We start from the raw sequence: 16,263 nt of genomic DNA on the forward strand, positions 1-16,263 counted from the left end.
ATCGTTTCCTCTACTTTCTAAGAAGAATATAGACTCAAGATAAGGAAGGGAAACTCTTTGTTTTTGAAAAACAAATTAGAAAACCACAAAAGTCTTTAAAATACTTTTCACATATCAATTTTAGGTATATTCCACCACATACTTTAGGTAGCACTTCATCTTAGACAAAAAAGAATAACTTAGTTCCTAGAGGCATAACAACTGCAGCATTTTTGGCATAATATCTATTTTATATATGATAATCAATTAGATATAACAACTTTACTTCATAAAAAAAGCGGATGCTAATCACCCGCCCATATCTCGTTCTACTTGCTTTATTTCTTTCAAAAATTCAATAATCTTATTTACTTCATCAATTTTATCAGCTTCAATCGGAATTTGAATTTTACTGTATTCCCACTTGATAACTAAGTTAATTTTAGTTTCACTAATTCCCTCAAAAGTAATTTCCAAAGATTCTTGTAGCTCTTTTAGTTTTTCTACAGGAACTTTAATTTCAATAGCATTCTCATTAGGATCGTAACTATAAGCTCCCCACGCATCTGCATCGTAGTTAAGCACTACTGTCCACTCTTTTTCCTCTGGAGTAATAAAAATAGCATATCGTCCCACCTTAGTGGCCTTTCCCCCAAAAAGTACATTCTGCTGAAAGGTAATATTGGTAGCCTCATTAGCTCCTACTCGCCATACTTTCCCGAACGGAACTAACTCCCCAAACACTTTACGCCCTCGAACGCTGGGGCGTCCATAATCCACAGAAATTTTGGTAACTGAAAATTGCTGGGAAACCACTTGACGCGGACTTGCCATGGGATACTTAAAATCTTGTGAGTATCCAAAAAAAACACTGAAAATCAGCGCTATTAACATCATTCTTTTCATCTCATTATACATTAATTACTTTTTAATAAGCAAAATCTATTCCAAAGTAAGATTAATCAAGAAACCTCTTGACTTCAATCCATTTAAATTTTTCGTCCAAGGGCTGTCTGGTTTATGGTCAGGAACTAACTCGTTTCTAACTGAAAAAAGCCCTCTGATAGATGGGGATAGTCTGAAAAAAGGAGTATATATGTCCAATCCAAAACCAAGTTCATAGAAAAAAACGTTTGTTTTGGTTCGGAAAACCAAGTCATAATTATCAATCGTCAAATTTTGATTGCTACTCAGGTTGATAGTCATAGACCCCCCTGCTGTGACATAAGGTTTAAAATTGTACCAACGTTCAGCACTAAATTTGACCAATAAAGGGATATAAATATACGTAGATTTTACATCTCGCAAATAGTCCCTCTTTTCGGTCATATTGTAGAAATAAATTTCTTTTCGGTTATAGACCAATCCTGGTTCAAGGCGCAGGTCAATATATTTCATCAATCGTGCAGAACCCGTTAGTCCTACGTTAAAACCGAACATTTTGTGGGTTTGAACTTCCAACAGCGAAGTGTTAGTGTACTGAAGATCTCTATAATCAAATTTTAAATCAAACATATTTCCCCCGAAATAATAGCCCCATTGCAAAGGTTTCTCATCAAAATTCTCCAAATTAGTCAACGGAGATTTGAGTTGTCCAAAGGCAATAAGAATATTAAAAAGGAAAAACAATAAGAAGATTCTCTTTTTCATATTATAAAATGCTATTTAGATTTATTCCCTACATAAATGGTAGCAACTCCACCGAGAGTTTTGGGGTAGTATTTTGTGTTAGCAAAACCGATTTTTTCCAAGATAGTTTTAAACTTTTTCCCATAAGGAAATGCAGAAGCAGATTTAGACAAATAGGTGTAGGCGGAACGATCTTTCGAGAAAACTTTTCCGATAAGAGGCATAACAAATTTAGTGTAAGCAAAATACCCTTGTCGGAACGGAAATTTCTCAGGAACAGAGGTTTCCAAAACAACCAAGCGTCCACCAGGACGAATTACGCGAAAAATTTCAGAAAGCCCTTTCTCTAAATTCTCAAAATTACGTACGCCAAAAGCTACTGTTACAGCGTCAAAATAATTATCCGCAAAAGGTAAATTTTCACTATCTCCCAGAATCAACTCTACGCGATTGGATAACTGTTTTTTTGCAATTTTTTCACGTCCTACGGTAAGCATTCCTTCTGAAATATCTAGGCCTACAACTTTCACACCGTCAATCTCAGTTAAAGCAATTGCCAAGTCTCCTGTACCCGTTGCTACGTCCAATACTTTTTGAGGACGCAACTCAGCTACTTTTTCAACAACAAATTTCCGCCATTTGATGTCTGAACCCCAAGAAATTACACGATTAAGACCATCGTAAGTTCCTGAAATAGAGTCAAACATCTGTGCCACTTGTTTCTTTTTCCCATCGGTGGAATTTTTGTAAGGAGTAATTTTATCAGACATATATCATCTCTTTTTCAAAATAAATTGCAAAGATAAAGAAACTCCCTAAAAAACAATATGATAAATGTATTTTTACGAAAATAATAACATTTAACCATAAAAAACTTCGCCAAAACACAACCTTTTGGCGAAGTATATTCTCATATCATATTGTGAATAAACACCTTAACGTCTGTCTAAGTATTTTTATCGATAAAAGACTGAAAACTACTTCTTTCAGGCGAAAGTGCTTTAGCTAACTTTCCATTGAGCAAAGTGTAGCAATGTGCTTTGGATTTAGGACTGATAATTTTATACAAATCATAAATATCATTTGAGGATATGAAATTTGAATGAAAGGTATATTGGGGAGCTAACTCAAGCACTCCTTCTTTATTTTCAAACAAAAATGTTCTAAATCCATCTTCTTTTCTTACGTAAAGCAACATCTGATTGACATCGGAAAAATCTACTTCGTCTTTTTCTGATTGAGTGTAAATCACGATGCCAGCCAAGTTGTCATTATTGATTTCTGGTAAGTGGAATCGACTAAAAATATCTTCCTCCGAAGGAATATAATCACAAAGTTTATCACAAAATGAAGAATTGAACGATAACAAAGACAAATCATCAGAAGGGAGGTATCTGGTTGTGTTTACCTTCTTCTGTAAAAGAATTACTTCTTTTGCTTTACCAGAATCGGCTGTTTGGCACGTTTTTAGCCCTTTCCGAGTTTCGTGGCAACCCATTAAGATAAATGTTGCTGTAACGTAAAACAACATTTTTGTGTAAAATTTAGCTGTTTTCATGGTAACATTTTTTAATTAGGTTAATAAACTCATTTAAATTTCACTCGAAAGATACAAAAAAAAAACGACATAAGCAAATATTTTCGCGAAAAAATAAGACTAAGTGCATAGAAACACTATTTTTTAGAGCTATTATAATTAAACCACATAGAAACATAGTTTTTTTCTATGTCTCTATGTGGTTCTTAACTTAATTTGCTGGAAACTTTGTTTTTCTGTAAATATTTAAGATTGAAAAAAGTGATTACCTCAACAAACGGTCAGGTTCTTTATTTTTATCAATTTTCAGATCCGAAAGCATACTGGCTTTAATTCCGATGAAGAAATACCACGAATTGTACTGACCTATAGGGGTAAACTGAAAACTCATTCTAAAGCTATTCAAATCACGTTCAAAACGGAATTGGGTGTATGTAATTCCCTTATTCACAAAATCATATCCACTTGAAATTCCCACTTGCAATTTGGGTGAAAGCTCCACATTTCCTGAAAACATAAGTGAGTTGTTAGAAATACGTCTTTCACGTGACATATTTGAATACGAAAGTGAATAAGCTATGTTCAAATCCCAAGGGATACGAGCATGATAAAATTTCGTTTTTTTATCCTCAGGTTCTTCTTTTTTTTCTTCCACTTGATTGTCGTTTACAGGTCGTGACGAACCAAACAAATCGTCGGAACGTCCTCCCGAAGCTCTGTTATCAGTTGTTTTTTTATCAGATTTATTTCTATTTGAAAATGAATAGTTTGTAGATATGTTTGCGTTAGTTAATCGGAAAAGACTTCCTCCATTGTTAATATTAAAAGTTTCCAATTGTCTTCCATTCGCATCAATAGCGTATGGATTGAATGTAGCTCCAAAATTTAATGGCAATTTTCCATTGAAAAGAGTTGTTCCTCCAGTCATGGTAACGGGACTAAATTGTTTTGTAATAACGTTATAGTTCGTATTGAAATTCAAACTATTGAGCAATGAAATCTTTTTAGGTTCAACCTCCGTACTATCTTTGGATCGCACTTTTGCTTCTAAAGTATTGCTTAACGATAACCCGATGGATTGCGATTCATTAAGTCCTGGGACTCCGTAAATACCTCCTTCAAAACGAGTGTATTGAGAAACTTTGCCAAAAGCATCTGAAATATAATTTTCGTAGTACTGATCGAATGCAGGTGTATAACCATAGCTCATTGAAGGACGCATTACGTGTCGAATCGCTTGAATTTTTCGATCTTTTTTAAACTGAAATGTACCATAGACCGTAGTACCCAAACTCGCTCCCATATTGTAGGTCAAAAAACGGTCAAAGCCATTAATGGTGTCCATACCACTCCTACCCGAAGCTGCGTTGAAATCTGTTCTGCGGATAGTTTTAAACTGCCAAGTTTCGTTCAAGGAGGAATTTAACCCTAAAGTTATGTATTTAAACAGTTTAGCAGTCGTACTCACGGGGATAGAATGTCTAAATCCGTTTTTAGCTTCACTAAACATTTGCTTTGAGAAAAACAAACTATCGGTTGTTGAAAAACGATTATCTCCTTGCGAAGAGTATTGAAAATTTAAGTTTTTAAGCAATCCTTTTTTACTTTCACCTTGTTTAGCAAATGGATAAATACGTTCCATACTCAAACGAAGTGCGGGGAGGGTCATCTCAATACTTTGTGTATTGGTATTCTGAGAATGTGATGCCGTTAAGGACAGATTCATCGAGGGATAGGATGGAAATGTTTTTGAATAAGATACTGATGAGGATAAGGTATTATTCAACACATTAGGCGAATTAATCTGATTATATGAGTTTTGATAAAAACGACTACTTCCCAAGTTTACAGAAGCTGAAAAATTTGAGTTTGGATTCGATTTTGAATCTTTCGAATGCGTCCATTGGATGTTGTAAAACATTGAATTGCTGTAATCAGGCAAACCTCGAATACTGTATATCTGATTCTCATAACTGAAATTAAAGTTTCCAGAAAATTTGTAACGCTTCTTATACGTTGATTGAGCTTTGAACCCATAACTTCCATTGGTGAAATAATCTCCCGTTACAGCCAAATCAAAATAGTCACTAATGACAAAGTAATATCCTCCATTTTGAATGAAATAACCTCTGTTATTTGCCTCTCCGAAAGTTGGGAAAATAAGTCCCGATGAACGTCCCGATACCATTGGATAGTACGCAAATGGGATTGCTAAAGGTGTGGGGATATCTACTATGTACATATTGCTCAATCCTGCAACCACTTTTTTTCCAGGGACAAATTTTGCTTTTCGTACTTTGATGTAGTAATCAGGATCATCCAAATCTTCTGCAGTGGTAATGATGGCATTTTGCATGAAGTAAGTAGAATCATTCTCCTTTTTAATGATTTGACCTTTGATGTTATTTTCATCTTGTTTGGTGTATGCATTACGGATAATGGCTCGTTGGGTTTTGTAGTTAAACCGAATGGAATCGGGTTCTATAATGTCATCACCTTGCTTAAAAACAGGATGTTGCACCAATTCTCCAACTGAATCCTTAATACGACCTGCGTATACCTCCGCCAAATCATATTTGATATTGGTTATCCCTGAAGTGATGTCAATATCGGTGTATTGCACTTGTGTTTCATTGTAAAGAATGATGCTATTTTTAGTCTTATTGAAAACAATACTATCCTTTGCTTTATATCTGACTACATCCTCTAAAATACTTTTAGATTTCTTTGACATACTGTCTTTTGACAGGGAATCCTTTGGCAGGGTATCTTTAGTTCGCTTCAGCGAATCCAACAAGATTCGTCTGTTTTGATTAGTAGTGTCTTTTAGAAGTCGGTTAGCTTTCTTGAGCGTGTCTATGATTGAAAACGTTTGGAAATAGGCGTAGCCCGTTTTCTTTGAAGCAAACGAGCTAGTGTACCAACAACACGTGCTGATAAACAACAAACTAATCAGTAAAACTATCTGCCGTCGACGTTTTTGCAAAGCAATACATTTTTAGGGGTCAAACTTACGGATTTTTTCCAAGATCTGAAAGAAAAATTTTAGAATTGCAAAATTAGTTAGTACTTTTGTACTTTGTCAGAATATTAATTCATTGTTTACTTTATGGAAAATTCTTTGTTTACTTTTTTACTGTTTTGCATTCCTGCATTAATTGTTGGCGGAATTGCGTATTACTTTTTCTACCTACATATAAAAAACGAGGAAAAACGCCGTCTTTTCTTACTTCAAAAGGAAAATCAGAAAATTTCATTACCTTTACGACTACAAGCATATGAACGAATGACGTTGTTCTTGGAGCGTATAAGTCCGCAACAACTATTATTGCGAATACCAGCTAGAAATCTTCCAAAAAAAGAATATGAAACATTATTGGTTCATTCAATTGACGAAGAGTTTGAGCATAATTTGGCACAACAAATTTATCTTAGTGAAAATTTATGGAATATCATCCGTGCAGCAAAAATGGCTACTATTCAAATCATCCGTAAAGCTACACACAATGAAGAATTGGAGGACTCCAAAGCTATGACAGAATTTATTTTCAAAGAATTTATCAATAAGCCTACACCCTCGTCAAATGCGTTAAGTCATCTAAAAAACGAAGTGAGAGAAATTTTGTAGAATAATTCTCTCTCCATCAATCAATTAAGAAAAAGGCTGTCCGAAAAAGTGCATTTTAAAACAAGAACCATTTATAAATCATTAATTATCAGTCGTTTATTTTTTTTGTTTGAAAAATTAAACTTTTCCGATAGCCTTTTATTATTTCTAAACGTTACTTTTAACTTCAATCTAAACTTGTTCTAATGGAGGTTCCTTAGATTTTCTGCGTTTCAATAACACGAAAATTCCAATAATGATAAGAATCAGCAAAATTGCAATAACGGGTCGGTAGAAGAGCCAAGCCGTAGCGATAACAATCAAAGACCAAGCTATCCCAACAACACCTGCCACAACATAGACTCCTTTCTCAACAATATTTCCAAGAAACGGAACGACTTTAAACGGCATGGAAACAAATCCAAACATTGTCCTGATAGCTGTAATTATCAATATCGCTCCCAACATGCGAAGTCCCCACGTCATTTCTTCGTTATCCGCATGAGCAGCTTCAAACATCTGCTGTGCTGAAACCTCTCCTTTTGCTACTTCCACAACTGTTCTGCCATTACTAGCTTTGTACATTTCAAATGAATTCCCTTTCACACTAGCCAACAACGAAATCACTGTAGGTTCCGTTTTTTCTACGGTAACTCTCACATCGCCAACACCTGGTTTGTTGAACGACTTACCAATGTAAAGAACATTATCATTCACATGTGTCATTTTCGGTTTTTCTTGCTCTTGATCGCTGTCAGAAGGCTCTATTGATTTTCGAACTCGTTTTTTGGCAGACAATCTGACCTTTTCAGCCTCCTTTTCTAAAATTTCATTTTGTTCTTTTGAAAGATTTATCTTGGCAGGAGTACTATTTTGAATCAATTGTAGAATAAACTCAGGCAATTTGTAAGCTCCGAAATGAACGTTAGTGTTCAAAATCTCCTTATCGGGCAACTCTGCCAGGACAAAATTCTCATTCCGATACTCAGGATCGTGAAAATCCAGAGAATTTATTGGAGAACTCGACCATTCTTTTTTGTAGTGATATGTTGTTATTGTTTCCTCGCTCCCTCCCATATTCTGTACGGTCTCTGTCTCTGAGTGCTCTACCCATTGATAGTATTCCACCTTACGACTCAATCCAATAGCTAATTCTCTAACCCCTAACATATTGTCGTAAATAGAATCTTGAGGAGAAGCGAATCCTGAGGCATGAATAAATTTACCTTCAAACTCTGGATTAATCGTATTAATATCCACAAGAGCAACCACTTCTGCAGCAGCTTCATTGAGGGCCTTTTTAGTTTTTACATAATTACCCTCATTCCAAAATAAAGTAAAAGTACCGGCAACAAGTAATACCAATCCTACGATAATGTTTTTTAAGGAATTACCCAAACGCCGCCCATAACCTGTCCTGGTCGTTTCTGTGTAAGCCATTTTAATTATATTTAAGTTGTTCTTTCTTATTATTTCTCCACAAAGGTAATTTAATTACATCGAAAGAACAACTTTCTTAACAATAAAAAGAATTTCTCCATCGTATTCACAAAGGTAGCCTGTTTTCAGACCTCAGATGATGGATGTTAAAATCTGTTTTCTACGGCGATATAGAGAATTTAATCAATCGAATGTCAAGCGTAACAGCAACTTTCAATCTGTCGCCTATTGATTTTGCTCAGTTCGACCTGTATAGCACAATCTACGTCAAGCAGTTAGGAAGCCTATTCATGCCTATATCAGTAACCTATACCGCAGGAGAATTTGCTACGGTGGAAATGCTAAGAATAAGCCCCGATGAAAAAATAACAATTGTGAGTTAACAATTACGATAATTACGAATTACGTAATTTGAAATTTGAAATTCGTAATTAACTACCGTAATTGTTAATTGTCTAATGTACTAATTACCAATTTCGAGGGTCTTTATTAAAAATGATACAGTACCAAAAAACTACAAATGTAAAAAGTAGATAAAAAAAAGACACAATCATAAAAGGCAATGAAAGAACTATCCAAGTCTCAAAGTCAATAAAGTATAACAGTGAAAACCAAAATACAGTAAAGAGTAATAACCAATGTCGCTTTTTCATAACATCAAATTTTGGTCGTGTTTTAAAAAGTATGATGATGTAAAAATTTGACAATCAGGGAATAAAGTTGTATTTTTGTTGAATGCTAATAACAATTACACTCCATTGCCCCAATTGTCAATGCACAAAGATAGTCAAAAATGGGAATAAAAAGAACAAAAAACAAAACTATCTTTGCAAAACCTGTAAACGCCAATTTATCGGCGATCATAATCTGACCTACAAAGGTTGGGCTTCGCATATTGCTGCGAAAATTCTCTTGCTTTTGGCAAGAAATGTAGGTATTCGTGATATTGCTGAAATTGAAAAAGTTAGCATCAAAAAAGTACTTTCGGTTTTGGTAAATTTCAATCGAGAAATCAAACCCAAACAAAACAAATACAAATCATTACAAGTTGATGAACTTTGGACTTTTGTGGGAAAAAAGAAGAATAAAAAGTGGTTGATTTATGCTTATTCTGCTGAAACAAAGGAAATTGTAGCGTGGGTATGGGGCAAACGAAACATAAAAACAGCCCAAAAACTTCGTGAGAAATTGAAGAAATTGGGTGTTAGTTTTGATGAGATTTGTACAGATAATTGGGAAGCTTTTGCATCTGTTTTTCAAGAATATACACATAAAGTAGGTAAAAAATACACTACTGATATTGAAGGAAACAACACACTTTTGAGACATCGGATACGCCGAGCGGTGAGGAAAACTTGTTGTTTTTCAAAAAAGTTTGAAAACCATATAAAAGCCTTTGAAATTGTGTTTTTCTACATCAATTTTGGGTGGATTTGAGTATCATACTTTGGGAAACACTACCCAAATTTTTATATCACAAAGATACAAAAAAAATATGGCAATAAATAATAAATGGCATTACTAATTTTTTTGTGAGCTAAACTTGAGATTACCGAAGTAAAATAGGGTGTTTATTCTGAAACGCTCAAAGTTTAAGAATCCTCTTGCTTTTGAAATAACGGATTGTATTTTTCCATTCATATTTTCGTGCTTCCCGCTGGATGTTTGAGTAACTATCGCATTGATAATCCCTTGTAAATGATTATCAAAGGTCTTTATAACTTCATTTACAGCGGTTATGGATTGACTTATTGCATTATTTTTCCATAGCTCGTAATTGATTGCTATACCATCTTTTAAACTAAACAAATACTTGAAATTCTCTCGTATTTGCCACGCCTTTGCCGTAAGTAAATTCTCACTAAGCATTTGCTCAAAGGCTCTTTGTTGCTCTTCTGTGCGATTTTCTTCGCTCTTTAATACGGTGTATTTCTGTCCTTTAAGCAATTCGGTTTCTTTTACCTCTTTTCTTCTGGTCTTGTCAATGGCTTGGGATAACTTCTTGAATAAATGAAACTTATCGTGTACAATCATCGCTTGGGGAGCTATATCCTTAATAGCGTTTATATAAGGTTTCCACATATCCATATTTACCCTTTTCAGGGAGGGCTGTTTTTCTTGTGAATTAATACTGAAAAACAAGGCTTTTACATTTTTTTCTTTTCTACCTTCGGTCACTTCTACTACACAATTTTTATCGCTATCGATAAGAATTGTAGCGTATTTATGCCCGTGGGTATATGCTTTTTCGTCTAAGCTAATATTCTCTAAATCATTTACTTCTCCTCGTTCCAAAAGTGATTTTTCTACGGCTGATTCCATAATGCTTCTTATCACATATGGGGTGGTATGCATCAGTTCTGCAACGGTGTTTTGTACCTTTACTTTATGTAAAGTCTCTATGACTTTGGCGGCGAATAAATGCGTGTATCCCTTGTATTTAGGTGCAAAATGGATGTCGATAACCTTAGGCTTACCATCCTCAGAAAGGTAACGAGGTAGACTGCAAACCAAGTAACACCGATAGTCAAACCAATTTAAATGTTGCCACTCTCGCTCGGGGGTGGTATCATACAGTTTGTAACGCTTTCCTTCTTTAACAAAATGGGTGTTAAGGTATTTCAAGTGAATTTTAATGATCTTATTTTCTTCGTCTTTTACTATCGAAGTGATCGCAAAATCATCTGTAATACCCAACATCTCTCTCAAAAAATCTACAAAGTCCATTCTTTTTTCGCAAACTTAATCATAAAAATTTTACTAATGCCTAATAAATATTGTCGGCACAGCACAGGTACTGATGATGGTACAGGGTGTAATTCCATCCACTCCCATTAATGAGCATGATGTTTTTGAAGCTCTGAAAGAATGCGGTTTTCAGTACAAACTTGTAAGTTTTGAGCATATTACCGATGATCAAGAATTGATTTCCTATGGTTATCGTTGGATTTTATGGAAAAAAGAGGTAAATTTGTAAGGTAAAAGTTTGGGTTATGAATAATATTTTAAATAGTTTAGGTAATTTTTTCCTTTGGATATTTGCTATATGCATAGGTGTACTTGCAGGAGTTGTTTGGTTTATGTCTGAATATTGGTATATCGCTCTTGGAGTGGCTGTTATTATCTGTTTTTTATCGATATTGGTTCCTACTGATGGAAAGAACGAACAGATAAAGAAATGGGAACGTGAAGAACGTGAAAAGCTAAAACAACTAAGAATGAGACGAAGAGAAGAGAATAAATGGAAAAAATATTTGCGTAATTAAAGCCTAACTTTACTTGTCCTTTCGTAAAATCGGATTGATATGGAATTTTTCCATATCAATCCGATTTTTTTATGGCACAAAATACCATTACCACAAAAGGCGCTTTTAATTATTAACGACAAACAAAAAAGACTCCATTATAACGAAAATTGAATAATAAAAGCTAAAGCAGTTTCTAAAAGTAAAATATGGAGACTTTACGTTTTACTTTCGTGTTTAAATAAAATCGAAAAAAAATAACCCGCTGTAGAACAGCGAGTTATTTTAAAATCCGTGATCACGGCAGGATTCGAACCTGCGACCGTCTGCTTAGAAGGCAGATGCTCTATCCAGCTGAGCTACGTGACCGCTCTAACCAAAAAATATATTTCAAAAATGCTATGACATTAATGAAATATATTCTAAGCTGTCGGGGCGGCAGGATTCGAACCTGCGACCTCCTGGTCCCAAACCAGGCGCGATGACCGGACTACGCTACGCCCCGTAAAATTATTTAAAAATTGATGCGGAGAGACTGGGACTCGAACCCAGGCATCGGTTACCCGATGACAGATTAGCAATCTGCTCCGTTACCACTCCGGCACCTCTCCTCACTTATTGTTATGAACGTCTTTATTTCTGTTTTGCGAGTGCAAATATATAATCTTTTTTTTTCTTACGCAAATATATTTCAAACTTTTTTTAAAAAATATCTTACGCAATTGATTATCAAATGTAAAAAAATATACATGATAAAATGTCTTACAAGATGTTACTTTAAATATATTTTTTTATCTTTGTGAAAAATCACCTTAACAATGAAAAGAAAACTTTTTTTAATCTTTTTACTACATTTTTTCGCAATAAAGGCACAGGAATCAAATAACTCCGTCTCACTGTTGTTTATGGGCGACATCATGGGACACAGCCCTCAAATTGAAGGAGCGTATGACAACGAAAAAAAAGCATATGATTATATTCCTGTGTTTGAAAAAGTTAAACATATTTTTCAAAAGCACGATTTTGTTATCGGGAATTTAGAAGTTACTCTAGCTGGGAAACCTTTTAAAGGGTATCCACAATTTTCATCACCTGATGAACTCGCTGTAGCTTGTAAAGAAAGTGGTATCGGAGTATTGGTTACTGCAAACAATCACTCCTGTGACCGAGGTAAACAGGGTATTATTAGAACGTTGGACGTATTAGATTCTCTGCAAATTGCACACACGGGAACGTTTCGTAATCAAGAGGAGTTTGAAAAGAACAACCTGCTCGTACTGTCTAAAAACCACATCACCATAGGGATTCTGAACTATACATATGGCACTAACGGACTGCCAATTCCTAAGCCTACTGTCGTAAATTTGATTGATTTAGAAAAAATGAAAGTTGACATTCAAAAAGCTAAAGAACAGGTGTTGGATCAGCTAATTGTAGTGATCCATTGGGGAGTCGAATATCAACAAATTCAGCATAAAGAACAGGAAAAAATAGCTGATTTTTTGTTTAACAATGGTGTAGACATCATCATTGGTGGGCATCCACATGTGTTACAACCGATGCACTACTATCCAAAAAACGCATTACACAACGGGCGTTTACTCGTTTATTCCTTAGGAAATTTCGTGTCGAATCAGCGGAAACCAAATACTGACGGTGGAGCTATGTTTGAACTAACATTGCTCAAAGACGAACAAGGTACACATATCGTGGATTCAGGATATCACTTGGTATGGGTAAACCGAAGTCCAAAAGAAAATAAAAAGTATTTATACGAAGTCCTACCTTGTAGGGAATATGAAAACGCTAATTTCAAGGATTTAGATGTGAAAGCGATTGAATCTATGAAAACTTTTATCCAGAATTCAAGAGATTTATTCAAACGCAATACATTTATAGAAGAAAAATAAGAGAATAACTAAACAAGCGTTTTCCCTATTACCAAAGTAAATAAAGACAGAAGGTGGCAGAGGTTTGTTTTGTATGGTTCAGAATAGGTTTTTTATTAGAGTAAAAAAGGAAAAGAAATAATATAAGCACATATGAATCAATTATATACAAAAAAAGGACACTATCCCTCTAAGTGTGTAAGTTAAAAAGTTGGGGTTAAGTTTTTATAGTTTGAGTCTTTGTGCAAATATAAGCATAAATTGGTTTAAGACAATCCCCCAATTTTGGATAGGCATACTCCACTTTTTGGTAGCTTCTCTCAAAGCCAAGAAAACGGACTTTTGCACAGCTTCGTCTGTTGGGAAAGACAGCTTGTTTTTGGTGTATTTCCGAATCTTACCATTCAGATTCTCAATAAGATTGGTTGTGTAAATAATTTTTCTTATCTCTAACGGAAAATCGAAAAATACGGTCAATTCGTCCCAATTGTCATACCAAGATTTGATAGCATAGCCGTATTTTGACTCCCATTTTTGGGCAAAATCCTCCAAAGCAACCTTGGCAGCTTCCTTGTTAGGGGCAGTATAAATGTGTTTCATATCGGCTGTAAATTCTTTTCTGTCTTTGTAAACCACATACTTACAAGCATTCCTAATCTGATGAACCACACATATTTGCGTTTGTGATTGGGGAAAAACCGTGCGAATGGTTTGCGTAAATCCGTTTAAATTATCGGTGGCAGTAATGAGAATATCTTCCACTCCACGAGCCTTTAAATCAGTGAGAACGCTCATCCAAAAGGCGGAACTTTCATTCTTTCCGAGCCACATTCCTAAAACTTCCTTTTTTCCCTCTCGATTCAAGCCCACAGCAAGGTAAATGGTTTTGTTGACAACTTTTGAGTTCTCACGAACTTTAAAAACGATGCCGTCCATCCAAACAATCAGATACAGCTCGTCCAACGGGCGGTTCTGCCAAGCGACCATTTCATTGGTAACCGCATTGGTAATCCTTGATATTGTGGAAGTTGATACTTCAAAGCCGTACATTTCTTGGATTTGTTCTTCGATGTCGCTCACGCTCATTCCTTTGGCATAGAACGATACGATGATGTTTTCCAAACCATCGATAACGTTCTTGCGTTTAGGGACTAACATTGGGTTAAAACTACCGTCTCTATCCCTAGGAACTTGGATTTGTTCTTCGCCAAAGGAAGTTTTTATCTTCTTGGAAGTGTGTCCGTTACGATAATTTCCATCTTTAGTTTTGTCGTGTTTTTCGTTGTCCAAGTGAACCTCGAGTTCGGCATTGAGCATATGTTCCACCGCTTTTTTGTGGAGCTCTTTAAAGAAACCTGTCAAGTCCTCAGCAGTCTTAAATGACTTGTAAAATTCTTTGCTGTTGAGCAATTCTTCCTTGTTAATCATATCTGTTTAAATTATGGGTCAAAAATAGTTAAAAAGTTATTTCCGAAATTTTTTTTGAGCTTTTAAGGGCTCAAAAAATTTCAGAATAACTTTTCAACTTACACAGATTATGGGATACTCCTAAAAAAAGTTTCAGATAACAACCCTAAAAGTATTGTTATCTGAAACTTCTGTTTTTGAAATATTTGCTTACTTGGCTTCAGTTGAAGGAGTTGCGTTTGCCTTTTTTGACATTTCCAAGGAAATAGCGGAACGTTCAAATTTTATTTTTCCCGCCAAGGTTTCGATGACACAGCTATCATCGGTCAATTCAACGATTTTTCCGTGCATCCCTCCTTTGGTAACAACTTTATCGCCTTTTTTCATGTCTTGAATAAACTTTCTTTCTTGTTTTTGTCGGTTCATCTGTGGGCGAATCATCAAAAAATAGACAACCGCAAGCATCAGAACAGGAATTAATAAATTAGAAAAATTAGGATCCATTGTATATAAATTTTAAAATTATTACTTTTTCTTACAGAAGCCCTCTGCCAACCTTTTTCAACTCTTTTTTCTCGTCAAATTCTTTGGCTAAACTATCCAAAATACCATTGATAAAGACGTTGCTTTTATCTGTTGAGTATTCTTTAGCAATCTCAAGATACTCATTTAATGTTACTTTTACAGGGATTGTTGGGAATCTTAAAAACTCACAAATTGCCATTTTGATGATGATATTATCCAATTTGGCAACTCGCTCTTTATCCCAATTCTGAGTTTTATCATCAATGTAATTTTGGTATTTTTCATCGTTCAACACTACTTTTTTCAATAAATCTTGAGCAAAAAGTTTATCATCATCATTCTTATAAAGCTTCGGAACGAAATATTTTTCACTCTCATTCCCCTTAACTCCTTTCAATAATTTAAGAATAAAGGTATTAACTATTGGGAAATCGTCTGTCCATGTCAGGTTAAAATCATTGATATACTCATACAATTTATCCTCACAAGCGATTATCTCTTTAAATATATTGATTAAGAACTCCTTATCTTTATCGAAATTCGTGGTTTTCTCGGCCATGTACTCATTATAGCACTTACTTTCGAGAATCTTCTTGTAGATAATTTTAACGTATTCGGAATCTAAATCCCATCGATTCATACGAGCGTTATCAATAGTTTCATCCAACAATTCATTGCTCACAATCATTGTTAGTAGTCTATTATCAATAAACTTTCTATTTGGATTTTTCTCGGCGGCGGTTGCTAAATATTTTCTTTGAGCTATCTCAATCTGCTGAGATGCCATTTTGTGAAGTTCCTTAAACAGTGCAAAAGTCAGCAAATAAAGATTGTACATATCTTCGGTGCTACGCTGCAAAAACTTTACCTCTTTGTCTAAATTTTGACTTTGACTTAGCTCCATCGCATAAATGGATTGCATTACTTTTACTCTGACATGTCTTCTTGTGAGCATAACTTTAAGAACTATGATAATGGTATTGTAAAATAAAAATATATATCGTT

The 16,263-nt window shown here is 34.9% G+C and carries 16 protein-coding genes and 3 tRNA genes; 6 read left to right on the forward strand and 13 right to left on the reverse strand.

The features are described 5' to 3' along the window. Window positions 1–288 precede the first annotated feature (288 nt). The 5 genes from ACF3OB_RS03890 to ACF3OB_RS03910 form a co-directional block, all read right to left on the reverse strand. The gene (locus ACF3OB_RS03890) at window positions 289–885 is read right to left on the reverse strand and encodes a DUF2911 domain-containing protein (RefSeq protein ID WP_392448439.1); all 597 of its coding nucleotides are present in this window, start codon (window positions 883–885) and stop codon (window positions 289–291) included. A 36-nt stretch (window positions 886–921) separates the two neighbouring features. Next, entirely contained in the window at window positions 922–1,629 is a 708-nt protein-coding gene (locus tag ACF3OB_RS03895; protein WP_042010191.1) for a porin family protein, read from the reverse strand. 11 nt (window positions 1,630–1,640) lie between these two features. Then, on the reverse strand, window positions 1,641–2,378 hold the full coding sequence (gene ubiE, locus ACF3OB_RS03900; protein WP_042010190.1) for a bifunctional demethylmenaquinone methyltransferase/2-methoxy-6-polyprenyl-1,4-benzoquinol methylase UbiE: 738 nt from the start codon (window positions 2,376–2,378) through the stop codon (window positions 1,641–1,643). Between the two features lie 176 nt (window positions 2,379–2,554). Further along, window positions 2,555–3,166: a hypothetical protein gene (locus tag ACF3OB_RS03905; RefSeq protein ID WP_095894083.1), complete on the reverse strand. Its 612-nt coding sequence runs from the start codon at window positions 3,164–3,166 to the stop codon at window positions 2,555–2,557. A 244-nt stretch (window positions 3,167–3,410) separates the two neighbouring features. Next, complete coding sequence (locus ACF3OB_RS03910; protein WP_369800759.1) at window positions 3,411–5,945, reverse strand: putative LPS assembly protein LptD; 2,535 nt, start codon at window positions 5,943–5,945, stop codon at window positions 3,411–3,413. A gap of 309 nt (window positions 5,946–6,254) precedes the next feature. Between ACF3OB_RS03910 and ACF3OB_RS03915 the strand changes: the two genes are divergently transcribed. Then, complete coding sequence (locus tag ACF3OB_RS03915) at window positions 6,255–6,773, forward strand: hypothetical protein (RefSeq protein ID WP_392448442.1); 519 nt, start codon at window positions 6,255–6,257, stop codon at window positions 6,771–6,773. 171 nt (window positions 6,774–6,944) lie between these two features. Here the strand turns inward: ACF3OB_RS03915 and ACF3OB_RS03920 are convergent, their stop codons facing one another. Further along, window positions 6,945–8,192: a TMEM43 family protein gene (locus ACF3OB_RS03920; RefSeq protein WP_392448445.1), complete on the reverse strand. Its 1,248-nt coding sequence runs from the start codon at window positions 8,190–8,192 to the stop codon at window positions 6,945–6,947. Between the two features lie 143 nt (window positions 8,193–8,335). Between ACF3OB_RS03920 and ACF3OB_RS03925 the strand changes: the two genes are divergently transcribed. Both ACF3OB_RS03925 and ACF3OB_RS03930 read left to right on the forward strand, forming a co-directional pair. Beyond that, a complete protein-coding gene (locus tag ACF3OB_RS03925) occupies window positions 8,336–8,575 on the forward strand; it encodes a hypothetical protein (RefSeq protein ID WP_095912356.1) in 240 nt (79 codons plus the stop codon). A 352-nt stretch (window positions 8,576–8,927) separates the two neighbouring features. Continuing rightward, window positions 8,928–9,629: an IS1 family transposase gene (locus ACF3OB_RS03930; RefSeq protein WP_392448066.1), complete on the forward strand. Its 702-nt coding sequence runs from the start codon at window positions 8,928–8,930 to the stop codon at window positions 9,627–9,629. Between the two features lie 84 nt (window positions 9,630–9,713). Here ACF3OB_RS03930 and ACF3OB_RS03935 read toward each other — a convergent pair whose 3' ends face one another. Further along, the gene (locus ACF3OB_RS03935) at window positions 9,714–10,919 is read right to left on the reverse strand and encodes an ISL3 family transposase (RefSeq protein ID WP_392448447.1); all 1,206 of its coding nucleotides are present in this window, start codon (window positions 10,917–10,919) and stop codon (window positions 9,714–9,716) included. Between the two features lie 73 nt (window positions 10,920–10,992). On the opposite strand from ACF3OB_RS03935, the gene ACF3OB_RS03940 reads away from it, so the two are divergent. Together ACF3OB_RS03940 and ACF3OB_RS03945 are read left to right on the forward strand one after the other, a co-directional pair. Further along, window positions 10,993–11,169: a hypothetical protein gene (locus ACF3OB_RS03940; RefSeq protein ID WP_392448449.1), complete on the forward strand. Its 177-nt coding sequence runs from the start codon at window positions 10,993–10,995 to the stop codon at window positions 11,167–11,169. Window positions 11,170–11,185: 16 nt separating this feature from the next. Then, window positions 11,186–11,458: a hypothetical protein gene (locus tag ACF3OB_RS03945; RefSeq protein ID WP_095894078.1), complete on the forward strand. Its 273-nt coding sequence runs from the start codon at window positions 11,186–11,188 to the stop codon at window positions 11,456–11,458. A 274-nt stretch (window positions 11,459–11,732) separates the two neighbouring features. On the opposite strand, the gene ACF3OB_RS03950 is transcribed toward ACF3OB_RS03945, so the two are convergent. The 3 genes from ACF3OB_RS03950 to ACF3OB_RS03960 form a co-directional block, all read right to left on the reverse strand. Further along, window positions 11,733–11,806: transfer RNA gene (locus ACF3OB_RS03950), tRNA-Arg, on the reverse strand. 61 nt (window positions 11,807–11,867) lie between these two features. Continuing rightward, window positions 11,868–11,942, reverse strand: a tRNA-Pro gene (locus tag ACF3OB_RS03955). Window positions 11,943–11,964: 22 nt separating this feature from the next. Beyond that, window positions 11,965–12,048, reverse strand: a tRNA-Ser gene (locus ACF3OB_RS03960). Between the two features lie 207 nt (window positions 12,049–12,255). Here ACF3OB_RS03960 and ACF3OB_RS03965 point away from each other — a divergent pair. Next, complete coding sequence (locus ACF3OB_RS03965) at window positions 12,256–13,347, forward strand: CapA family protein (protein ID WP_042347523.1); 1,092 nt, start codon at window positions 12,256–12,258, stop codon at window positions 13,345–13,347. A gap of 204 nt (window positions 13,348–13,551) precedes the next feature. Here ACF3OB_RS03965 and ACF3OB_RS03970 read toward each other — a convergent pair whose 3' ends face one another. From ACF3OB_RS03970 to nusB, 3 genes are all read right to left on the reverse strand, one after another. Next, complete coding sequence (locus ACF3OB_RS03970) at window positions 13,552–14,754, reverse strand: IS256 family transposase (protein WP_095893403.1); 1,203 nt, start codon at window positions 14,752–14,754, stop codon at window positions 13,552–13,554. A gap of 189 nt (window positions 14,755–14,943) precedes the next feature. After that, on the reverse strand, window positions 14,944–15,237 hold the full coding sequence (gene yajC / locus ACF3OB_RS03975; protein ID WP_042007899.1) for a preprotein translocase subunit YajC: 294 nt from the start codon (window positions 15,235–15,237) through the stop codon (window positions 14,944–14,946). Between the two features lie 31 nt (window positions 15,238–15,268). Beyond that, the gene (gene nusB, locus ACF3OB_RS03980) at window positions 15,269–16,213 is read right to left on the reverse strand and encodes a transcription antitermination factor NusB (RefSeq protein WP_392448452.1); all 945 of its coding nucleotides are present in this window, start codon (window positions 16,211–16,213) and stop codon (window positions 15,269–15,271) included. Between the last annotated feature and the right edge of the window lie 50 nt (window positions 16,214–16,263).

This window comes from Capnocytophaga canis, assembly GCF_043187445.1.
In the GTDB taxonomy this organism is placed as follows: Bacteria; Bacteroidota; Bacteroidia; order Flavobacteriales; family Flavobacteriaceae; genus Capnocytophaga; species Capnocytophaga canis.